This is a genomic window from Streptomyces bohaiensis (assembly GCF_012033785.1).
GTDB classification, from domain to species: Bacteria; Actinomycetota; Actinomycetes; order Streptomycetales; family Streptomycetaceae; genus Streptomyces; species Streptomyces bohaiensis.
The window spans coordinates 1-21,431 of record NZ_JAAVJC010000071.1; the positions used below are offsets into that span (position 1 = coordinate 1).

The 21,431-nt window shown below is 72.2% G+C and carries 20 protein-coding genes and 1 CRISPR repeat array; of the genes, 9 read left to right on the plus strand and 11 right to left on the minus strand.

The features are described from left to right. A partial coding sequence (locus tag HCN52_RS10805; protein ID WP_168088197.1) for a vWA domain-containing protein occupies positions 1-1,205 on the plus strand: 1,205 nt, incomplete at its 5' end. Continuing rightward, positions 1,202-3,268, plus strand: a complete 2,067-nt coding sequence (locus HCN52_RS10810; protein WP_209314404.1) for a serine/threonine-protein kinase — start codon at positions 1,202-1,204, stop codon at positions 3,266-3,268. The genes HCN52_RS10805 and HCN52_RS10810, both read left to right, overlap by 4 nt. Positions 3,269-3,335: 67 nt before the next feature. Continuing rightward, positions 3,336-4,341: direct repeats of the CRISPR family, unit length 29 nt; unit sequence CTGCTCCCCGCACACGCGGGGGTGTTCCC. Between the two features lie 299 nt (positions 4,342-4,640). Here HCN52_RS10810 and HCN52_RS10815 read toward each other — a convergent pair. From HCN52_RS10815 to HCN52_RS10825, 3 genes are all read right to left on the minus strand, one after another. Continuing rightward, positions 4,641-5,147 (minus strand): DUF6247 family protein, encoded by a 507-nt coding sequence (locus tag HCN52_RS10815; protein ID WP_168088198.1) that lies wholly within the window; start codon positions 5,145-5,147, stop codon positions 4,641-4,643. 441 nt (positions 5,148-5,588) lie between these two features. Next, a complete protein-coding gene (locus tag HCN52_RS10820; protein WP_168088199.1) occupies positions 5,589-5,807 on the minus strand; it encodes a DUF397 domain-containing protein in 219 nt (72 codons plus the stop codon). After that, entirely contained in the window at positions 5,800-6,636 is an 837-nt protein-coding gene (locus HCN52_RS10825) for a helix-turn-helix domain-containing protein (RefSeq protein WP_168088200.1), read from the minus strand. The genes HCN52_RS10820 and HCN52_RS10825 overlap by 8 nt, the downstream gene beginning before the upstream one ends. A 330-nt stretch (positions 6,637-6,966) precedes the next feature. Between HCN52_RS10825 and HCN52_RS10830 the strand changes: the two genes are divergently transcribed. The 3 genes from HCN52_RS10830 to HCN52_RS10840 are packed head-to-tail and all read left to right on the plus strand — an operon-like array spanning position 6,967 to position 7,857. Further along, positions 6,967-7,185, plus strand: a complete 219-nt coding sequence (locus HCN52_RS10830; RefSeq protein WP_168088201.1) for a DUF7848 domain-containing protein — start codon at positions 6,967-6,969, stop codon at positions 7,183-7,185. Then, entirely contained in the window at positions 7,182-7,613 is a 432-nt protein-coding gene (locus HCN52_RS10835) for a hypothetical protein (RefSeq protein WP_168088202.1), read from the plus strand. Before HCN52_RS10830 ends, HCN52_RS10835 begins: the two co-directional genes overlap by 4 nt. Continuing rightward, the gene (locus HCN52_RS10840; RefSeq protein ID WP_168088203.1) at positions 7,597-7,857 is read left to right on the plus strand and encodes a hypothetical protein; all 261 of its coding nucleotides are present in this window, start codon (positions 7,597-7,599) and stop codon (positions 7,855-7,857) included. The genes HCN52_RS10835 and HCN52_RS10840 overlap by 17 nt, the downstream gene beginning before the upstream one ends. A 215-nt stretch (positions 7,858-8,072) precedes the next feature. Here the strand turns inward: HCN52_RS10840 and HCN52_RS10845 are convergent, their stop codons facing one another. Both HCN52_RS10845 and HCN52_RS10850 read right to left on the minus strand, forming a co-directional pair. Then, positions 8,073-8,606, minus strand: coding sequence for a TetR/AcrR family transcriptional regulator (locus HCN52_RS10845; RefSeq protein WP_168088214.1), 534 nt, complete (start codon positions 8,604-8,606; stop codon positions 8,073-8,075). Positions 8,607-8,628: 22 nt separating this feature from the next. After that, the gene (locus HCN52_RS10850; RefSeq protein ID WP_168088204.1) at positions 8,629-9,474 is read right to left on the minus strand and encodes an alpha/beta fold hydrolase; all 846 of its coding nucleotides are present in this window, start codon (positions 9,472-9,474) and stop codon (positions 8,629-8,631) included. Positions 9,475-9,840: 366 nt separating this feature from the next. Between HCN52_RS10850 and HCN52_RS10855 the strand changes: the two genes are divergently transcribed. Beyond that, positions 9,841-10,164 (plus strand): hypothetical protein, encoded by a 324-nt coding sequence (locus HCN52_RS10855; protein ID WP_168088205.1) that lies wholly within the window; start codon positions 9,841-9,843, stop codon positions 10,162-10,164. A gap of 27 nt (positions 10,165-10,191) precedes the next feature. Here the strand turns inward: HCN52_RS10855 and HCN52_RS10860 are convergent, their stop codons facing one another. Then, positions 10,192-11,130: an NAD-dependent epimerase/dehydratase family protein gene (locus HCN52_RS10860; RefSeq protein ID WP_168088206.1), complete on the minus strand. Its 939-nt coding sequence runs from the start codon at positions 11,128-11,130 to the stop codon at positions 10,192-10,194. Positions 11,131-11,720: 590 nt separating this feature from the next. Between HCN52_RS10860 and HCN52_RS10865 the strand changes: the two genes are divergently transcribed. After that, positions 11,721-13,160: an NCS2 family permease gene (locus tag HCN52_RS10865; protein ID WP_168088207.1), complete on the plus strand. Its 1,440-nt coding sequence runs from the start codon at positions 11,721-11,723 to the stop codon at positions 13,158-13,160. A gap of 103 nt (positions 13,161-13,263) precedes the next feature. Here the strand turns inward: HCN52_RS10865 and HCN52_RS10870 are convergent, their stop codons facing one another. The 5 genes from HCN52_RS10870 to ectA all read right to left on the minus strand — a co-directional run bounded on the left by HCN52_RS10870 (position 13,264) and on the right by ectA (position 18,558). Then, a complete protein-coding gene (locus HCN52_RS10870; RefSeq protein ID WP_168088208.1) occupies positions 13,264-14,778 on the minus strand; it encodes an SLC13 family permease in 1,515 nt (504 codons plus the stop codon). Positions 14,779-14,935: 157 nt separating this feature from the next. Continuing rightward, positions 14,936-15,835, minus strand: coding sequence for an ectoine hydroxylase (gene thpD / locus HCN52_RS10875; RefSeq protein ID WP_168088209.1), 900 nt, complete (start codon positions 15,833-15,835; stop codon positions 14,936-14,938). A gap of 134 nt (positions 15,836-15,969) precedes the next feature. Next, positions 15,970-16,374: an ectoine synthase gene (locus HCN52_RS10880; protein WP_167972220.1), complete on the minus strand. Its 405-nt coding sequence runs from the start codon at positions 16,372-16,374 to the stop codon at positions 15,970-15,972. A 180-nt stretch (positions 16,375-16,554) separates the two neighbouring features. Then, on the minus strand, positions 16,555-17,823 hold the full coding sequence (ectB, locus tag HCN52_RS10885; RefSeq protein ID WP_168088210.1) for a diaminobutyrate--2-oxoglutarate transaminase: 1,269 nt from the start codon (positions 17,821-17,823) through the stop codon (positions 16,555-16,557). A gap of 237 nt (positions 17,824-18,060) precedes the next feature. Beyond that, positions 18,061-18,558, minus strand: a complete 498-nt coding sequence (gene ectA, locus HCN52_RS10890) for a diaminobutyrate acetyltransferase (RefSeq protein ID WP_168088211.1) — start codon at positions 18,556-18,558, stop codon at positions 18,061-18,063. Positions 18,559-19,007: 449 nt separating this feature from the next. Here ectA and HCN52_RS10895 point away from each other — a divergent pair, with 449 nt between their 5' ends. Next, positions 19,008-20,114, plus strand: coding sequence for an amidohydrolase family protein (locus HCN52_RS10895; protein ID WP_168088212.1), 1,107 nt, complete (start codon positions 19,008-19,010; stop codon positions 20,112-20,114). 340 nt (positions 20,115-20,454) lie between these two features. Beyond that, on the plus strand, positions 20,455-21,393 hold the full coding sequence (locus tag HCN52_RS10900; RefSeq protein ID WP_168088213.1) for an SCO1860 family LAETG-anchored protein: 939 nt from the start codon (positions 20,455-20,457) through the stop codon (positions 21,391-21,393). Positions 21,394-21,431: the final 38 nt, after the last annotated feature.

Here is a 21,431-nt window from a genome sequence, read left to right on the forward strand (position 1 = left end):
CCGGTGACGAGCCCGCCGCCGGCGGCCCGGCGCCCGGCCCCGCCGACGGGGCGCACCGCGACCTCGTCCCACCGACCGCCCCCGCGCCGCCCCGCCTCCTGGCAGCGGCGGACCGCTGGCGACTCGTCCTCGGCCGACGCCACGACGCCCTCGACACGGCCGCCACCGGCTACGCGACCGCCCTCGACGAGCTCTACGGCCGAGGGAGCGGTGAGGGGAGCCGCGGCGACCTCGGCGGCGGCACCGGAGGAGGCGGCGGCCGCGAGGCCCCCTATCCGGGCGTGCGGGCCTGGTCCGAGGAACTCGCCGCGCTCTTCGGCCCCGGCATCCGCGAGGAGGTGATGGCCGCCGCCGCGGCGCAGGGCCGCACCGACGTCCTGACCGAACTGCACCCGGACACCGTCCGCCCCTCCGTGGACCTGCTCCGCACCGTGCTCAGCCACGCCGGCGGCCTCCCCGAGGCCCGACTCGCCGCGCTCCGGCCCCTGGTGCGCCGACTCGTCGACGAACTCACCAAAGCGCTCGCCACCCGCGTCCGCCCCGCGCTGCACGGCGCGATCCAACCGCGTCCGTCGCACCGTCCCGGCGGTCCGCTCGATCTCCCGCGCACCATCCGCGCCAACCTCGCCGGCGCGCGCCGCAGGCCGGACGGAACCGTCCAACTGCTCCCCGAACACCCCGTCTTCCACAGCCGCGGCCGCCGCTCCGCCGACTGGCGGCTCATCCTCGTCACCGACGTGTCGGGGTCGATGGAGTCCTCCACCATCTGGGCCGCCCTCACCGCGTCCGTGCTCGCCGGGGTGCCGACCCTCTCCACCCACTTCCTGGCGTTCTCCACCGAGGTCGTCGACCTCACCGGCCAGGTGGACGACCCGCTGTCCCTCCTGCTGGAGGTCAGCATCGGCGGCGGCACCCACATCGCCGCCGGGCTGCGCGCCGCCAGGGAACTGGTCAGCGTCCCCTCCCGCACGCTGGTCGTGGTCATCAGCGACTTCGAGGAGGGCCACCCCCTCGGCGGCCTGCTCGCCGAGGTCCGGGCCCTTGTCGCCGCGGGCTGCCACGTCCTGGGCTGCGCCGGTCTCGACGACCTCGGCCGCCCGCGCTACTCCACCGGCGTGGCCGCCCAACTCGTCGCGGCGGGCATGCCGGTCGCCGCGCTCAGCCCGCTGGAACTCGCCCGCTGGGTGGGGGAGAAGGTCTCATGAGCACGCAGCTGCCTCCCGTGGCTCCCGAGGTGACCGCCGAGATCGTCGGCGCCCTCTCCCCCCGGCTCCGCAAACGGCTCGACGCCGCCGTCGCCAAGCTGGCCGACCTCCCCGCCACCCGCGACGGCGGGACCGTGCGGATCGCGCTCGACGAGGAGACCGCTCTCGAACTCGACGCCCCGGACGGCACGGTCGCCACCGTCGAAGCGGTGCGCTGCGGCTGCCTGCTGGCGCCCGCCTGCGTGCACCGCGCGGCCGTCGTCTCCGCGGCGCCCATCGCCGAACCTCCGGAGCCGGACAACGCCTCGCTCGATGCCGCGCCGCCGTCCAGCGGTGCCGGTCCCGACCTGGAGCCGCCTTCCGCACCGACCTCGCCCGCGAACCCGGCGCCCGGGGCCACCACCGCCCCGGACGGGGCACGCACCGCTGCCGTGGCGGCCGACCGGACGTCCGCGTCCGCGGTCAGCGACCGCTCGCCGCACGCCGGGCCGCCGCCCGCCGGGTCGTCGCACGCCGAGCGGCCGCATGCCGCCCTCCCGGGCCCGACCGCCGAACAACGTGCCGCCTGCGCAGCCCTCTTCACCGCTGCGGCCGGCGCCCTCGACGCCGGCCGGGACGGTGCAGGCGCCGTGCACCAGGCGGAGCTGCTGCGAGCCGCCCACACCGCCCGCCTCGCCGGGCTCCACCGGCCCGGCGCCGCTGCCGTCTCCACCGTCACCCAACTCCGCGCCGCGCGCGCGGGTTCGCCCGAGCACCGGCTGGCCGACCTCGCCCGCCATCTGCGGGACCTGCTCCACACCTCCCACCGTCTGCCGGAGGCCACCGGCCCGGAACTGGCCGAACTGCGCGGCACCGCCCGGCGCACCTACACGCCAGAAGGCTCGCTGCGACTCCACGGCCTGTTCACCGAGCCGGTCCTCACCGCCGGGGGCTACGCGGGCGCCGTCACCTGGACCGTGGACGCCACAGGTCGCCGCTACACCGTCTCCGACGTCGCTCCCGGCGGCGCGGCCCGAGCAGCCGCCGCGGGGGACCGCACGGTCCGGATGGGCGACACCTCGCTGACGCACCGGGAACTCTCCCGCTCCGGGCTAGCCGTCGCCGGGGCGACCCTCTCGCCGTCCGGCCGCCTCGGAGCCGGAGCCGGGGTCCGAGCGGTCCGGGCGGGCGGCTCCTCCTGGAACGACGCCCCGTCGGCGGACCTCTGGGAGGAACCGCTCGCCGCACAGATCGCCCGCGCGCTCGCCGCCCGGGACACCACCGCACCCGGCCGGGACGACCTGCTCTTCCTCACCGTGACCCTCGCGGGCACGGTGCGGGAGTCCGCAGGGGACTGCCTCCTCGCGGACTGCGGGGGAGTGGCAGTCCGGCTGACCGTGGCCCACGACCACCCCGGCCTGCCGTACCGCGACAACCTCCGCCTGCTCGCCGCCCGCCCCGGCCTCCGGCTCCGTGCCGTCGCCCGGCTGGAACCCGCCTCCCATCCCCGCGCCCGCCTGCTGGCCGTCAGCCACCCGACCGACGAAACAGCCCACGTCAACCTCGGCCTGGAACGCCTGCAGACCGCCGACCTTCCGCCCGTCACCCCGGCCGACGCGCCCTCCGCCGCCGCCCGCGCAGCGACCCACCGACCGCCCACCGCCCCGCTTCACCTCCTGCGGCGGCGCCTGCACCACGCCGTCGCCGGTGGTCGCGCCCTCCTCATACCGCCACCCGGCACCGATCCCGGGACCCTCCGCGACCACGCGCTGCCGACAGCCGCCGCCCTCCTGGAGAACCTGCACCGGACCGCCGCCGACCGCACCCGCGACACCTTCGGACGACTGCGCGCCACCGACCCCGAACTCTTCGCCCGCGCCTGGCTCGCCGTCGCCGCCTACACGGACGAACTCGACCGGGCCCTGTGCGCGGAAGCCTGGGCCGACGCCTCCGCCTCACCGCCCGGTCACCCCACGGCCGCCCCAGGCGACGGCACGAGCCGAACCACCCCCCGAGTCGGCCCGAACAGCCCCGCCGCGCCGTATCGTTGCTCCGACGCCGACCACGCGGCCTGGGATGGGTGAAATGCCGGAGTTTAGTAAAGTAAGCAAAATCCAGTTACTCGCCAGTTAACGCCCCAGGTCACGCACTCTGCTCCCCGCACACGCGGGGGTGTTCCCTGCTCCTGGACCTGGGCCAGGGTGACCTGATCCTGCTCCCCGCACACGCGGGGGTGTTCCCGCATCATGGCCGGACGGGTAGCACGGGTCACGCTGCTCCCCGCACACGCGGGGGTGTTCCCATACCGCAACGTTCACTTTGCAAACCACGCTTCTGCTCCCCGCGCACGCGGGGGTGTTCCTCGGCTGCGTGGGGCTGGATCGTCGACGCGACGCTGCTCCCCGCACACGCGGGGGTGTTCCCTCGCCCGCGACCTCGTCGAAGCCCTCGAAGCTCTGCTCCCCGCACACGCGGGGGTGTTCCCCTCGGGCTCGACGCCAACGGTCAGCGCCAGATCTGCTCCCCGCACACGCGGGGGTGTTCCCAGTGACAACGCCAGGGCCTGGTACGGGCACGGCTGCTCCCCGCACACGCGGGGGTGTTCCCTGGCGCTTGCGCAGCTCCTTCACCGCGGCCCGCTGCTCCCCGCACACGCGGGGGTGTTCCCCTCATGAACTTCCTCACCGTTACCCCCGAGCTCTGCTCCCCGCACACGCAGGGGTGTTCCCGACAGCGTGGCCGTGCTGGCGGGCAGGCACGGCTGCTCCCCGCACACGCGGGGGTGTTCCCCAGACCACCCGCCCCGCCTCACTGCAAGACGCCTGCTCCCCGTACACGCGGGGGTGTTCCCCGGACGTAGGCGCCGCCCGCTCTGCTGTCGGTCTGCTCCCCGCACACGCGGGGGTGTTCCCGCGCAGGACCGGAGCAACAGCAGATTGCAGAGCTGCTCCCCGCACACGCGGGGGTGTTCCCCCCACCCCGCTTCAGCAACCCCGAAGGGCACCCTGCTCCCCGCACACGCGGGGGTGTTCCTGAGAGGAGCGCGGCGGCCGGCGGCACCCCGGCCTGCTCCCCGCACACGCTGGGGTGTTCCCATCGCCGACGCGTCGAGCGGGTACCGCTGCGATCTGCTCCCCGCACACGCGGGGGTGTTCCACCCTGCCGCCCCGCACTGCGAACCGGTGCGGGCTGCTCCCCGCTCGTGTGGGGGAGGCTCAGACGTATGTGAGGCGAAGCACCGTGACGGTGACGATGCGGTTGGAGACGAGGTACATGATCTGACCGGTCCTGCCGAAATCCTGGTACCACACTTCGTCGGAGCCCTTCTTGCCCTTCTGAAAGGGTTGGTCCGGATCTCTTTGAGTGCTTCTTCCAGCTCCCTGCGTGGTCCTGCCGGGAGAGAGTCTCGCTGGCGCGCCGCTTCTGTCACAAACCGGACTTCGTAGGTGCCCGTGCCTACGACTGTTCCCCGCCGTCGGTGAAGACAGACTCGTCGCCGGCCTCGATGCGCCGGATCACTTCAAGGTCGATCTGCTGGTGTTCCGGGTTGGCGTTTCGGCACGCAGGGGTCCACCACTCGGCCACGACCTCGACCAGGCGCCGGTGGTCGTAGGACTGCGCCGCAAAGTCAGCCGCACCGGCGAAGTCCAGCTCGAAGCTAACGCGGTCGTCCGGCGAGAGGGCTGCGAAGACGGCGGGTCCGGTGCGGTCGACCCACCGGGTGGGGTCCTGCTGAGGAAGCTGAGGTCGACGGGTGATCGTCGCGTCCTGGTGGGAACGGTAGCCGTCTGCGTCCGCGGCGTCCCGGTCTCCTCCGGCGCGGACCCACCACTCCCGAACGACGTCGGCCAGCGGCTCGATCTCGTACGTCAGTCGTGCTCCGGCGAGCGCAAAGGCGTACTGAGACTCGAAGTTGCTGCGGTCGCTCTCGGAGAGGGCACGATGAACCCAAGCTCCGTTCACACTCCCCACGGTGCTGCCCTTCCACATTCTTGGCCGCGTAGCGCGTAGCCGAGCCTAGTCGCTCTCTGCGTGCCGGTCCGGCGGGCAGAGCAACCCATGGACCCATGGCTCAGCCAGAAGCGGGACACGAGCAGCTCGCGAACTCTTCATCGGCCCCGCGGGGCCCAGGTCGCACGGGATTGTGCTCACGGAGAGGTTCCGGATCCTGCGACCACGCGTTGACCCTTCCCCCCTCCGGGTACGAGACGAGGGAGAGCAGCTTCAGACCTGATCCCCCTCGCACGCGGGGGCGTGCCCACCCCGTGGCGGAGCACTGGGCGGGACGATCCGCTGACCTCCGCCCGCGCGTGGGCGGCAGCTCAGCCGCAGTGCGGGCCCCACTCGTTCCCGGAGCCCCGTCGTGCGGGATGCGTACGGCGGGGCTCCGGGTGACGTGAGCGCTCAGGCGAGGATCGAACCCGCTTTGAGTCTGTCCACGAACGCGGCGAAAGCGTCGGTAGGGATCGCCAGGCTGGGTCCGGCGAGGTTCTTGGAGTCGCGGACGGGGACCCGGCCGTGCGAGGTTGCGACGTTGGTGGCGACCTCAATGCACTGGCCGCCGTTGGAACCGCTGTAGGACGACGTGAGCCACACTGGGGCGCCGTCGAGGCCGTTACTCATGCGTGTACTCCTTGTGCAGCCGTTGGATCAGGGCAACCGAATCATCAGGGGCCATCGCGTGCGCCCTCAGCCGCTCATAGGCCTGGAGGGCAGCTGCGACGCTGGCCGCTCTGTCATAGAGCCTGCCGCCTTCCGGATCGTCTGAGTAGAGGACGGTCGGCGAAGCCTCGAAGGTGAGCAGGGTGAACGGGAGTATATGAGCCGCCGCCGCGCCGGCGGAGAAGGGGACTACCTGCAGATCGACGTGAGGGGTCTCGGCGGCCTGTAGTAGATGTGCGAGCTGCCCCTCCATGACGGAGGGCCCGCCGACCTGGGTGCGGAGGCAGCCTTCGTGGAGCACCACCCACAGCGCCGGGGGGCTGACGCGCTTCATGATCTCGGACCGGCCGAGTCTCGCATCGACCTTGGTCTTGATGACGTTGTTGGACTCGTGAGGGTAGCCCGCACGGAAGATCGCGTGGGCGTAGTCCGCTGTCTGCAGCATCCCCATGATGCTGGTTGCTGAGTAGTCGAGGATCATGGACGCTCGCCGCTCGAAGTTGACGTACGGCATGAACCAACTGGGGTGGTGATCCCCCTTGCTCAGCTGCTCCAGCATGTCCACGAAGAGGCCGTAGGTTCCGAAGACCAGGTCGCACCCCCGAGCGAACTTGTCGCTCGGAAGGACAGGGAGCTTTCCTGCTTCCACCTTGCTGACGTACGCCTCGCTGTAGCCCGTCGCCTTGCCCAGTTGCTTCTGCGTCAGCTTCCGGCCGACCCGGACCCGTTTCACGCGCTGTCCGAACCGCTGAGCAGGATTCAAGTCGAGATCTGCCGGTGACTCATCCAATGCTGTGACCTCGCGTTCTGGTGCGCTGACCTGCTATTTGGTGGAGCGCTGCTCTTTCTGTCCATGTTTCAAGTCGCCACATTCTATTGGTTCTGGCGTTGCTCTGGTCACCAATGGAGGACACACGGTGCTCGACGGCCGGGGAGCTGCAGAGCTGACGGGAGCGGTCATGGACATTGAGCGGGATGAGCTGGCGCGGACGGAGTCACTGCCCGAGGCCACCACTGAGCATGCGGTCGGCGAACTGGCGTCGTCACTGGCGGAACTCGTAGCTCGATCATCGGAGTTGCGTCGCTTGGTCGATGCCCACTTGAAGGAGTTGAGGCACCGGTGAGCGGTGGGTATCGGTTCGCGCGGCTGGTTCTGGTGCGGTCTCGTGGCCCGCTGGTCTTCCGGGTGCAGTGCGAGGTCTGTGCGGAGATGGGGCCGCAGGCGGCGACGGGGGATGCGGCCATGATGTGGGCCGTCCTCCACCTGGACGACCATCCGGGCCATGACCTGTTCCGCGAACTCAGCTCCACGCCGTACCGGGCGGAGTCCCGCTCGTGAGCGCCGGACGCTCCGTGGACGGCTACCACTGCGAGGTGGTCGCGAGGTCGCCGGACGCGGCGGGGGAGTGGTACCTGGCAACGACGTGTGCGGACACCCCTGACGACGCGCTCGACTGGCTTCACCGCCAGGCCGTCCGGCTCGCGGACGTGCTCGACGCCGCCCCGGACGACCAGGCGGAGGAGCAGCGTCAGTACGCCGCACCGGTCCCCACGGTCTTCCGCGAATGGACGACGGACACCGAGTTCCGCGCGGTGCAGTGCGCCGCCCTGGCGGACGGACACCCGATCAGCGCCAACGCGCGCGGCCCGGACCGTGTCTGCGGGGCCGGGGCCGGGGATGTCGAAGTCCTCTACTCGCTGGCCGCGCGCCCGATCCTCCGTCCCGTCCTCGCACCCTTCGGGAGCAGCAGTGTCGATCACCGATGATCCTCGCGCCGAGGCCGTGCGCTGCCCCGCCGCCGCGATACGCGCCGGTGACTTCCTGACCCTGGCCGGCTCGTGCCTGCCCGTCACCGCCATCGCCCACCGGGGCGGCACGACGTGGCTTGAGCTCGGCCCCGAGGTCCGGGCGCAGCTGCGTTCGGACCTCGATGTGACGGTGATCCGGCCCGTCCGCCCGGCCCGACGCGCGCTCCCGGTGCGGCCGGTGCGCACCGCTCGGACGCGCTGACCCCTCAGATCCCGCCCCTGCCGGGAAGACCAGCGGCCCTCCCCTCCCCGCAATGGCCCCGGCAGGGGCGGTGCGCCTACCTGTCGTAGACATGACGCCGAGTGCCGGTCGCACCGCGTGCGGCTGGCCAGCCCCGGGGTTTCCGAACGCCCGTACCGCCGACGTCAGGTCGGACAGCAACGTGACGATGCCGGCTGGCGGCCCCGCCAAGTACCTCACATCGCGCGGAGGCCGCGGTCGGTGAAGTCGATGAGCCATTCGAAGCTCTCGTCGACGTCCGCGCTCCAGCGGAAGCCGTGCGCCGACTCCAGGGTGGCGAAACCGTGGCACAGGCTGCGGAGCATGCGCAGCGCGTGGTCGGTGTCGGGCTCCGGCACCTCGTAGCCGTGCAGCACCGACCGGAAGGCGTCCAGCATCCGGCCCGCGCCCACGGCCAGTGGGTCGTCCGGTCCGGTCGGCTCCTGCCCGACGGTGGAGGCGTAGCGGCCCGGGTGTGCCAGCACGAAGGCGCGGAAGGCGTGGGCCGCCGCGGCGAGCGCGTCCCGGCCGGCCCGTCCGCGGACGGCGAGCCCGACGGCGTCGCCGGCCTCCGCCAGCGCCAGCGCCGCTATCCGGCGCAGCAGGTCGTCGAGGCCGTCGACATGCTTGTAGAGCGACGGGGTGCGCACGCCGAGCCGCTGCGCCAGCAGCCCCATCGTCAGTCCCGGCAGGCCGGCCTCGTCGGCGAGTGCGGCGCCCGCGGCGACCACGGTCGCGCGGTCCAGTCCCGCCCTAGGCACGGGCGGCGTCCGAGCGGAGGAAGTCGAGCACCAGGGAGAGCACCTGGTCCGGGTACTGGTCGTGCGGGTAGTGCCCGGCGCCTTCGATCATCTCCAGTCGTCCGAGCCCCGCCGGCAGCGCCTCGACCACGGCCGAGCCTTCGGCGTGCGGGTCCGCCCAGTCGGGATCCCGCGTGCCCATCACCACCAGCACCGGGCGGCGCACCTGGGCGAGCTGCGCGCCCGCGTCGGTCGGCGCGCTGCGCCCCATGCCCTGGAGGGCCTTCATCCGGCCCGGCTCGCGCAGCTTCGCCTCGATGGCCGCCAACCGCTGCGACCAGTCGCGGGGCTTGGTGCCGGGGTACGCGACGTCGAGGTAGGAGAGCCACCACCGGGTACTGCCGAACACGCCCGCACCGAGCAGGCGCAGCATGCCCTGCCGGAAACGCTTCACCCGCAGGTCGCCCGGAGCGATCGACTGCTTGCGGGTGAAGGGCGCGAGTTCGACAACTGCCGTCACCAGTTCCGGCTCCCGGGCGGCGGCGATGGTGGCGGCGCCGCCGGCGAGGGAGTGGCCGACCAGGACGGCCGGGCCGCCGAGGTGACGGATCAGGGCGAGCAGGTCGCCCGCGACGGCGGTGCGCGACCAGTCCGACCATGCGGTGCTGGACTCACCGCAGCCGCGCAGGTCCACCGAGGCCACTCGGTGGCCGGCCGCGACGAGCGCCGGGGCGAGCAGACGGTAGGCGGCGCGGCTGTCGCCCATGCCGTGCGCCAGCACGATCAGGGGGCCGGAGCCGCTGACCTCGTAGGCGATGGTTCCGCCGTCGACGCCGAGGTGCTCGGTCGAACCGGTCATGGCAACTCCTGTGGCTAAGGCTGTTAGCCACAAGCTAATGCTATTAGCTGCCAGGGTCAAGGCAGTGCCGGGCGGCCGACCCCGGGGAGCGCGCGGACCGCCGTCGCGACGACCGGACGCCATACCCCTCGGGGCCGGGGTGCGCCCCCGACTCCGTGTCGGCGGACCGGCCGTGCCGCCGGGCGTCGGCCGGGCGCGGCGTGCTCATGGCCTTCCTCGGCCCGTTCCCCGTGTGCGGCGATCACCGGCCAGCGACATACCCACGAGCAACGAACCAGGGGGACCGGCTGTGACCGGCTTCGAGATCGTGGCGGTGATCCTGGCCTCCGGCTTCGTCGCCGGTGGCGCCTGGGACGGATCAAGAAGATGAAGGACGAACGGCGGCAGAGCCGCGAGTGTGAGCTGCGCGGTCCCGACCCGGTCTGCGGGTGCACGCATCACCTCGCCTGCCACGACCCGAAGGAGGGCCGGTGCTACGCGATGGTGAAGACCAAGCAGACCGAGCAGCCCAAGCAGCCCAAGCTGGGCGCCCGGCCGCAGGCTGAGGGGAAGGGCGAAGCCGCGTCGTCCATCGCCGAGCCGCGGCAGTGCCCGTGCCGTCGCTACGCCGGACCCGAACCGCTCGCCACGCTGTACGCGCCCGAGATCACCGGGGAGACCGGCTCCGCGCTGCCGCGCGGCGGCGAGTAGCGACGGCCCCGCCCGGCCCGCCCAGCCTCACCCCCGACCCGGCAGCGGCGGCCAGTCGCCCCACATGCCGATGAAGTCGCCGCCCAGCGGCGGCGTCCCCGGGCGCGCCCAACCGGGTTCGTCCGCGGCCAGGACGGCGCCCGCGTACTCCTCGGCGTCGTCCGCGGGCCGGTACCCCAGGCGGCGCGCGCCGGTCAGATCGAGGACGCCCCGGGTGTTGGCCGAGACCCCGTTGACCACGGTGTGCCCGACGTGCGGAGCGGTGAGCGCCGCGTGCACCAACCGCACCAGGTCGCCGTGGCTGAGCCAGATCGACAGCTCCCGGGCGTTGCGCGGCTGCTGGTAGCAGGCGCCGATGCGCAGCGACACCGTCTCGATGCCGGTGCGCGCCCAGTACAGCTCGGCGAGGTCCTCGCCGACGCACTTCGTCAGCCCGTAGAAGGTGTCCGGCCGGTGCGGTCCGTCCACCGGAATCGGCGGTTGGCCGCTGTCGGGACAGCGCGCGAACCCGACGGCGTGGTTGCTGGAGGCTGCCACCACCCGCGGCACCCCCTCGCGCCGCACGGCCTCGTACAGGTGGTACGACCCGAGGATGTTGTTCCGCACCAGCTCCGGGAAGTCCCGTTCGCCCGGGTGACCGGCCAGGTGGACGACGGCGTCGACGCCCCGGACGGCGGCGCGCAGCGCCGCCTCGTCGCCCAGCTCGGCGACCACGGCGTCCGGCTCGCCGGGCACGGCGACGCGGTCGAGACAGCGCAGCTCCCAGCCCGATGCCGGCAGCCCCGCCCGCAGCGCCGTGCCCAGCCGCCCCGCCGCCCCGGTCAGCAGAACGGTGCCGGCCCGCGCTCCGCCCTGCTGACCGGCCGCCGCCGGCGCCGGGGCTCCGTCACCGGGGCGCACCTCGGGGGCACGGGGCGAGGCGGCGGTGCGCTGGGACTCCGGCCGGGCGGCGCGCTGCTCGGACATGGCTGCTCCTCAAGGCGATCGGCGGTACGGGGACGGACGGCGGGGGACGGACGGCGGGGGACAGACGGCGGAGGACGGACAGCGGGGCGACGACGGTGACACCGGGCGAAGGGGGAACGGCGGGGCATCCGGGAGAGCGGCTACGGTGCGGACCGAGGCCGCACCGCCCCACCGCCGGCAGGCGGCCGCACCCACGGACGGCGTGCAGGCCCGGCGCCGAGGTGTGCTGCGCCACGGCTGCCGGGGTCGCGTGCGTGGTGTCGGTCGCCCCGCGGGACCACGGCACCGTTTCCGTACCCGCGGTCCTGGCGGCGGGCACGGCCGGGCCGCACCGCGGCCCGGTGGGCCCAACCTCCCCTGCCCTCCGTTCCGTTGCGGAGACGCACGCCGACCGCGGGGGAGCCGGCCGGGCCCGCCGCGGTCCCCGCCGGTGACTGATGCCCCCGCCGTGCGGCTCCCGAAACCGCGCCGCGCCGCGTTACGGCGCGGTTTCCGTTCCGGACCTGGCTGGGACGGAGGTGTCCCTGTCAGGCACAATCGCTGCGTTCCCGCCGTCCCGGCGCCGACGCGACCCTCCGTGAGGACCAGCCATGAGCACCACCCCGACCGACGAAGCCGCCCCGGGCGCGAAGACGCCCGCCGGGCGCCTGGACGCCTTCTTCCAGATAGGCGAACGGGGTTCCACCGTCGGCCGGGAGGTCCGCGGCGGGCTGGTCACCTTCTTCACGATGGCCTACATCCTGGTGCTGAACCCCGTCATCCTCGGCGGGAGCACCGACGTCAACGGCGACCAGCTGGACATCGGCCAGCTCGTCACCGTCACCGCGCTCGTCGCCGCGGTCATGACGGTCCTCATGGGCGTCACCGCCAACCTGCCGATCGCGCTCGCCGCCGGACTCGGCCTCAACGCGATGGTCGCCTACGGCCTGGCGCCGCTGATGACCTGGCCGGAGGCGATGGGCCTGGTCGTCCTGGAGGGGCTGCTGATCATCGCGCTGGCGCTGACCGGGCTGCGGGAGAAGGTCATGCAGGCCATCCCGATGCCGATCAAGCAGGCGATCGGCGTCGGCATCGGTCTCTTCATCGCCTTCATCGGCGTGATCAACGCCGGGTTCGCCGGGCCCGGTGACGGTACGCCCGTCACACTGGGCGACGGCGGTGTGCTGCGCGGCTGGCCCGTGCTCGTCTTCTGCGTCGGTGTGCTGCTGACCTTCGTGCTGATGGCGCGCAAGGTCAAGGGCGCCATCCTGATCAGCATCGTCGCCACCACCGCGCTCGCCGTCGCCATCAACACCATCGCGGACGACGTCGCCTGGGGGCTCACCACCCCGGAGCTGCCGCGCGGTCTGGACGACATCGTGGCCATGCCGGACTTCGGCCTCGTCGGCGAGTTCAGCCTCTTCGGCGCGTTCGGCCAGATCAGCGTCATCACCGTGCTGCTGCTGATCTTCACCCTCTTCCTCACCGACTTCTTCGACACCATGGGCACCGCCGTCGCCGTGACCAACGAGGCCGGCCTGCTGAAGGACGGCCGCCCGCCGCGGCTGGGCCGACTGCTGCTGGTCGACGGCCTGGCCACCGTCGGCGGCGGCGCCTGCTCCGCCTCCTCCAACACCGCCTACATCGAGTCGGCCTCCGGCGTGGGGGAGGGCGCGCGCACGGGGCTGGCCAACCTGGTCACCGGCGGACTGTTCGCCCTCGCGTTGTTCTTCGCGCCGCTCGCCGCCACGGTTCCCGCCCAGGCCGCCTCCCCGGCGCTGGTCGTGGTCGGCTTCCTGATGATGACGCAGGTCGTCGGGGTGGACTGGAAGGCGTACGACATCGCCATCCCCGCGTTCGTCATCATCGCGGTCATGCCGTTCACCTACTCGATCACCCACGGCATCGGTGCCGGCTTCATCACCTACGTCGTGGTCAAGACGGCGCTGGGCCGCATCCGCGAGGTGCACTGGCTGATGTGGGCGACGGCGGCCGCCTTCGTGGTCTTCTTCGCGATCGACCCCATCGAGCAGATCCTCGGGGTCCGCTGACCGGAGCGCAGCGGAACGGCCTCGGCCCCCTCCCGAGGGGGCCGAGGCCGTTCCGGCTTTCGGGCCGTTCCGGCGTCCGGGACGCTTCCGTTTCTGCTTCCGCTCAGAGCGCGATGCCCAGGGCCAGCGCTCCCACGGTGTACACGGAGAGGGTGCACAGCACCAGTGCCAGGACGTTCAGGAGGACACCGCCGCGGAGCATCTGTGCGATGGTGACCTGCCCGGAGCCGAACACGATGGCGTTGGGCGGAGTCGCCACGGGCAGCATGAAGGCGCAGGTGGCGGCCAGCGCCACCGGCACGGCCAGCAGCATCGGGTCCAGACCGAGACCGATGGCGACGCCTCCCATGATGGGAAGGAAGGTCGCGGCCGTCGCGGTGTTGCTCGTCAGCTCGGTCAGCAGGAGCACGAGGGCGGCGACGGAGAGGACGAGCAGGACGACCGGGATGGCGTCGAGCCCGGTGACCTGATCGCCGACCCACGCGCTGAGTCCGCTCTCACCGAACTGGGCGGACAGGCTGAGGCCGCCCCCGAACAGCAGCAGGATGCCCCACGGGATCTCCTTGGTGTCCTCCCAGACCAGGACACGTCTGCCACCGGAACGGTCGGCGGGCAGCAGGAAGAGCAGCACCGCGGCCGCCACCGCCACCCCGGAGTCGCCGAACCGCTCGGGCCAGTCCCACATTCCGTCCAACTGGGGGACGACCACCCAGGCCACCGCCGCCAGACCGAACACAGCGAGCACGGTCCGCTCGGCGTGGCTCATCGGGCCCAGCTCCCGCTTCCGCTCGGCGATCATCTCCCGGCCACCGGGGATCTCCGTCAGCGTGGCGCGGAACACCACCTTGGTCAGCACGAGCCACGCGAGCGCCAGGAACACCGCTGCCAGCGGCACACCGAAGAGCATCCACTGGAAGAAGCCGATGGATATGTCGTGGGCGCTCTGGAGGTACTCGCGCAGGAACGCGTTCGGCGGTGTACCGATGAGGGTGCCGAGCGAACCGATGGAGGCGGCATAGGCGATGCCGAGCATCAGCGCCGTCGCGAAGTTGGGGTCCCTCTTGCCGTCACCGAGTTGGGCGACCAGCCCCAGCACCGCGATACCGATGGGCAGCATCATCACCGCGGTGGCGGTGTTCGATATCCACATGGACAGCAGGCCGGTGGCGATCATGAAGCCCGCCACCATGCGGCCCGGGCTGGTTCCCACCAGCAGCACGGTGGACAGCGCGAACCGTGTGTGCAGGTTCCAGCGCTGCATGGCGACCGCGAGGACGAAGCCGCCCATGAAGAGGAAGATCGTGTCGCTGGCGTAGGGCGGCGCGACATCCGAGAACGGGGCGTTGCCCAGCAGCGGGAACAGGACCAGGGGGACCAGGGCGGTCGCCGGCAGGGGGAGCGCTTCGGTCATCCACCACACCGCCATCAGCGTGGCCACCGCTGCGACGTTCCTGGCGTCGGCGGACAGCGAGTCCGGGGCGGCCAGCCGGACCACCACGGCCAACACGACCCCGATGCCCAGGCCGAGCCACTGTCGGGGACGCACGGTCCGCTCGTCGGGTCTCGCTGCCCCGGATGACACCGCTTCCTCGGTGCCGCTGTTGTCACTGGCGGACATCCTCACCCCCGGGGAGAGTTGGTTCTGAGCCGTGCCAACTTCCCACCGAGGACACCCGGTTACAAGCACCTTCGGTTGCCGGACGCCGCGTTGCCGTCGCGGGGACGCTCTCGGGGATCGTGCCCCGGGACGTCGGACGCGGCGTCCGGCCCCCGGGTCAGCGCACCGGGGTGAAGTCGCGTGCGCCGATGTACTCGGGCCGCGGCACCGGCGCCGCGAACGGCTCCACCGCGGTGTTCTCCACGCTGTTGAAGACGATGAAGACGTTGGACCGCGGGTACGGCGTGATGTTGTCCCCCGAGCCGTGCATCGCGTTGCAGTCGAACCAGGTCGCCGAGCCCGGCGCGCCGGTGAACAGCTTGATCCCGTGGGCGTCCGCCAGGCGCGTCAGCTGCTCGTCGGACGGGGTGCCCGCGTCCTGCATCTGCAGCGACTTCTTGTAGTTGTCCTCCGGCGTGGCGCCCGCGCAGCCCAGGAAGGTGCGGTGGGAGCCGGGCATGATCATCAGCCCGCCGTTGGTGTCGTGGTTCCGGGTGAGCGCGATCGAGACGGAGACCGCCCGCATGCGGGGCATGCCGTCCTCGGCGTGCCAGGTCTCGAAGTCGGAGTGCCAGTAGAAGCCGGTCGCACCGAAGCCGGGCTTCACGTTGATGCGGCTCTGGTGGACGTACACGTCCGAGCCGAGGATCTGCCGGGCGCGGTCCGCCAGGCGCGGGTCGCGCACCAGGGAGGCGAAGACCTCGCTGATGCGGTGGACCTCGAAGACCGTGCGGATCTTGTCCGACTGGGGCTCCACGATGGAGCGCGGGTCGGCCTTGATCACGGGGTCGGTGGTGAGCCGCTCCAGCTCGCCGTGGTACAGCGCCACCTCGTCCGGGGTGATGAGTTCGTCGATCGCGAGAAAGCCGTCGTGGTCGAAGGACGCCAGGTCGGACGCGTCGATCGGACCCGGCGTACCGGGCTCCGACCAGACAACCGGGTCCTGGCGGTCGGTGATCACTTCACTCTCACCGCGCGTGGGGTAGAGGTCGGCGATCTGCGCGGGTGCGGTCGTCATGGTGTGCCATCCTCTCGATTGATCTGTTGCGTTGAACCGGGCCTGTGCCGCCCCCGAAGGGCCGAACCGGCGCCGCCGGCGCGTTCCGAGGGGGTGGCGGTAGCCCGGAGCCGGGGGGAGGCCCCAGGGGGGTGTCAGTCCTCCGCGGGCTCGGTGAGCAGCGGGTAGACACCGTTCTCGTCGTGGTCCTCCCGGCCGGTGACCGGCGGGTTGAAGACGCAGACCACGCGGAAGTCGGTCTTGGGTCGCAGGGTGTGCTTCTCGTGTCCGTCGAGCAGGTACATGGTTCCCGGACGGATCCAGTGCACCTCGCCCGTGTCGTCGTTGGTCAGCTCGGCCTCGCCCTCGACGCAGAGCACGGCCTCGATGTGGTTGGCGTACCACATCGACGTCTCGGTGCCCGCGTAGAGCACCGTCTCGTGCAGCGAGAACCCGACCCGCTCCTTGGCGAGCACCAGCCGCTTGCTGCGCCAGGTGCCGGACGCGGACTTCACGTCCCGGTCGGTGCCTTCGATGTCGCTGAGGGAACGGACGATCACTTCTTCACGGTGCCTTCCTGCGGACGGTCCGGCAAGCCGCAGCGCGAAACCTCTCACGCGAACCTTCACCGGACGGTGCCGCCGTCGTTACAACGGGTTCACCGGGACGCGCGGGCGCGCGCCCCGGCAGGGGGTCGGACGGCGGTGTGCCGTCCGACCCCGGGGTCCAACTCGGGAGGGTCAGCCGGCCTCGCGCACCGCGCGCGCCAGGATGCGCAGCCCCTCGTCCAGCTCCTCGGGCGAGATGGTCAGCGCCGGCAGCAGCTTGACGACCTCGCTCTCCGGACCGGAGGTCTCCACCAGCAGGCCGAGCTCGAAGGCGCGGCGGCAGATGCGGCCCGCGCGCTCCTTGTCCGGGAACTCCATGCCCCACACCAGGCCGCGGCCGCGGAAGTGGCCACCGGCGTCCGGGTTCTCCCGGACGATGCCCGCCAGGGCGGCCTCGACCTGCTCGCCGCGCGCCGTGGTCTGCTTCTCCATCTGCCCGTCGTGCCAGTAGGCGTCCAGCGCGGCGGCGGCGGTCACGAACGCGGGGTTGTTGCCGCGGAAGGTGCCGTTGTGCTCGCCGGGCTCCCAGACGTCCAGCTCCGGCTTGAAGAGCGTGAGTGCCAGCGGGAGCCCGTAGCCGCTGATCGACTTCGAGACGGTGATGATGTCGGGCTGGATCCCCGCCTCCTCGAAGGAGAAGAAGGCCCCCGTGCGACCGCAGCCCATCTGGATGTCGTCCACGATCAGGAGCATGTCGTACCGGCGGCACAGGTCCGCCAGGGCACGCAGCCACTCGGCGCGGGCCACGTTGATGCCGCCCTCGCCCTGGACCGTCTCCACGATCACGGCGGCCGGCTGGTTGAGGCCGGAGCCCGAGTCCTCCAGCAGGCGCTCGAACCAGATGAAGTCAGGGGTGCGGCCGTCGAGGTAGTCGTCGAACGGCATCGGGGTGCCGTGGACCAGCGGGATGCCCGCGCCGGCGCGCTTGAACGCGTTGCCGGTGACCGCCAGCGACCCCAGGGACATGCCGTGGAAGGCGTTGGTGAAGGAGACGACGGACTCGCGGCCCTTGACCTTGCGCGCCAGCTTCAGCGCCGACTCCACGGCGTTGGTGCCGGTCGGACCCGGGAACATCACCTTGTGGTCCATGTCGCGCGGCCGCAGGATCACGTCCCGGAACGTCTCCAGGAATGCCCGCTTGGCCGTGGTGGACATGTCCAGGCCGTGGGTGATGCCGTCGCGCTCCAGGTAGTCCAGCAGGGCGCGTTTGAGGACCGGGTTGTTGTGCCCGTAGTTCAGCGACCCCGCACCGGCGAAGAAGTCCAGGTAGCGGTGGCCGTCCTCGTCGAAGAGGTAGCTGCCCTGGGCCCGGTCGAAGATGGCGGGCCAGGCACGGCAGTAGCTGCGGACCTCCGACTCGACGGTCTCGAAGACGCTGAGGTCGGGCTGGGTGATGGTCACGGCGTTCTCTCCTGGGGTTCGGGTGCGTGCGGGATGCGGGCCGGTGGGCGTCCCGTCGCGGTGCGTCGTCGGTCGGCGCGTCGTCCTCCTGCGGGCGTCGCGCGGCGCGTCGGGGCGCTGGGTTACGACTGGCTCCCGGGGGTGGGGGAGCGGTCGCGGCGCGGTCCGGTACGTCGTTGTCCGGTGCGCGGCGCGGTGCTGGCTGCGGAGGCGGTCCGGGGCGGTGCGGTGGTTCCGTCAGGCGGTCAGGGGCCCGATGCGGTGGAGCACCTCCGGCTCGTGGCCGTCGTCGGGGAACACGTCGGCGTCGAGCAGGACGTCGCTGCGCATCGGTGCGCTGTGCCGTTCGGCGAAGGAGGTGAACAACCGGTTGGAGGGCGCGTTGTCCGGGGTGACCGTGGTCTCCACGAACTCGACGCCCAGTTCCTCCGCCACGCGGCCGACCAGCGTGCCGAGCATTGCCGCCGCCAGACCGCGTCCGCGCTGGCTGTGGTCCACGGCGACCTGCCAGACGAAGAGGGTGCGCTGGTCCTGGGGGCGCAGGTACCCGGTGATGAAGCCGACCGGGTCGCCGTCCGCGTCACGCGCCACGATGGAGGTGGCACTGTGGTCGCGGCACCACAGCAGGTAGCTGTAGGAGGAGTTCAGGTCGAGAACCCGCGAGTCCCGCGCGATACGCCAGAGCGCCGCGCCGTCCTCGAGGCGTGGATAGTCGAGCTTCAATCCCTCGGGCATTTCTGCGCTTTTAACGGGGGCACGTGCATGGTCTGCTTGTGCGGAGGTCATGTCTATCGAATTTACCCAGCAAATGCGAAGATTGCATCGCCAGGCGCGGTTCCCAGCAGGGCGGAACTGTGGTATGGGCCGAGCGTGAAAGTAGCGCATATCGGGGCATGGTTCGGCAGGGTTCATACTGATATTTCCGTACGAACCGGACAGGGTGTTGGCTTGGTCACAGATCCGTAACATCGATGACTTCTGCGGGGGCCAATCGTTGATCCAGTGAAACTCAATGCGTTTTGTTTAGGCATCGGGGGTCTGGGCAGCAGCAGATGGGACCCTAGGTGCCGTAAGCGCTCCGCATTCACACGGCTGCGTTCCCGTGGATTCCATCCGTGCACAATGTCACAGGAATCCCCGGAAGCACCGCTGCGTCACAGCCGCACAACTCGTAGCCTTTCGCCATGACTTCACCCCATGAGGCGCCGGTCCTGCGGATCACCGGCCGGGTGCTCACCGGCCCCGGGCCCGAGGACGTGCGCGACGAGATCTGGGCCGTGGGCGGCCGCGTGAGCCTCACCCCGCCGGCGGGCGGCGGCGACGCCCTCACCGTCTCCGGCTGGGCGCTGCCCGGCCTGATCGACGCCCACTGCCACATCGGACTCGACGGCCACGGCGCCATCGACGCCGCCGCCGCCGAGAAGCAGGCGGTCACCGAGCGCGACGCCGGCGTGCTGCTGCTGCGGGACGCCGGCTCGCCCTCCGACACCCGCTGGGTCGACGACCGCGAGGACCTGCCGCGCATCATCCGCGCCGGACGCCACATCGCCCGCCCGCGCCGCTACATCCGCAACTACGGCCACGAGGTCGAGCCGGCCGAGCTCGCCGCCCACGTGCGGCAGGAGGCCCGCGCGGGCGACGGATGGGTCAAGCTGGTCGGGGACTGGATCGACCGCGACCGCGGCGACCTCGCGCCCTGCTGGCCGGCGGACGCGCTGCGCGAGGCCGTCGCCGCCGCCCACGAGGAGGGCGCTCGCGTCACGGCGCACTGCTTCGCCGCCGACTCCCTGCCGGACCTCCTCGACGCCGGTGTGGACTGCGTCGAGCACGCCACCGGGCTCACCGAGGAGACCATCCCCCGGTTCGCCGAGCGTGGTGTGGCCGTCGTCCCCACGCTGGTCAACATCGCCACCTTCCCCGACCTCGCCGCGAGCGGCGAGGCGAAGTTCCCCCGGTGGGCCGCGCACATGCGGGCGCTCCACGCCCGCCGCTACGCGACCGTGCGCGCCGCCTGGGAGGCCGGGGTGCCGGTCTACCCCGGCACGGACGCCGGCGGCACGATCCCGCACGGGCTGATCGCCCGCGAGATCGCCGAGCTGGTCCGCGCCGGTATCCCCGCCGCCGAGGTCGTCGCGGCCGCCTCCTGGGGCGGCCGGGCGTGGCTGGGGCGGCCGGGACTGACCGAGGGGGCACCCGCCGACCTCGTGGTCTACGCCTCCGACCCGCGCGAGGACGTCCGGGTGATGGCGGCTCCACGCCGGGTGGTGCTCAACGGCCGGGTCGTGGCCTGACGCCCTGACCCCCTGACGCGGGCCCGGCGGGGATTCCCCCGAACGGGGAGGCGCCCGCCGGGCGCCCGTGCCGGAGCGACGTGCGGTGCGCGCCCCGTGCGCGGCGGCGCCGCTGCCGCGCACGAGTGATCGGTTCCGCACGGACGTCCGGGCCCGAGCTGGCCGGACGTCCGGGATTCGCACGGCGTGCCGAGTGATCCCCGTACGGGTGAAGGCGTCGAGGAACCCCTCCCGTCACCCGTACGGGCGTCAAGGATGGCGACGTCCCAGCCGCTCTCCGCGCCGGTGTCCCACCGGCGTGCGACGGCGGCGTCACCGTGAATCTGTGGGGGTTCGACCCGTGTACAACTCTGCCTTCCGCCGTCCCGGCCCGCGCCGGGCGGCGACCCTGATCGCCACCGCACTCCTCCTCGGCAGCGCCGCCCCCGCGGTCGCCACCGGCGCCGGGGAGAGCGGCGAGAAGGGCAAGGCGAGCGCCGTGGTGCTCCGGTCCGGTCTGCAGGTCTCCCTGCTGAACAAGGCCGTCGAGCTGCCGCTGGACCTCACGCTCAACGAGGTCGGCGCACCCGAGGGGGCCCAGGAGTCGGCCGAGAAGACCGCGCTCACCGCGACGCTCGACGGCGTCGACCAGGGCAAGCCGTTCCACCTCCTGCGCGCCGATGTCGCCTCCGCGACCGCCTCGGTCGACGACGACACCGCGGTCGGCGAGGTGAAGCTCGTCAACGCCGCGGTCCACGTCCCCGGACTGCCCGGCACCTCGCTCATCACCGTGGAGTCGGTCACCGCCCGCGCCACCTGCACCGCCGGCGAGCGGCCCGAGGCCGTCGCCGAGCTGCCCGCCACCGTCGACGTGCTGGGGACGGAGGTCGCCGTGACCCTGAACGGCACCACCGCCGTCGATGTCCCCGGCGTCGGCGAGGTCGTGCTGGCGCTCGCTCACGAGGAGACCACCGACGACACCGCCGCCGCCACCGCGCTCCGGCTGGACGTCGCCGTCAACCCGCTCAACCTCAACGTCGCCGAGGTCGAGGGCAGCATCACCCTCGCGGCGGCCGACTGCGAGCGCCCCGAGGCCGCCCCGGAGCCCGAGCCGGAGCCGGAGAAGCCGGGCGAGACCCCGCAGACCGGGGGAGAGGAGGAGGTCGAGACCAAGACCCCCGACCTCGCCGAGACCGGTGGCGACTCCCGGACGCCGATCATCGCCGCCTGCGCCGCCGCGCTGGTGGCGGCCGGCGGCGGGTTGATGTTCCTGCGCCGCCGCGGCGCGGGCCGCGGCTGACCGGCCGGTCCGGGGCCGGGAGCACCGCTCCCGGCCCC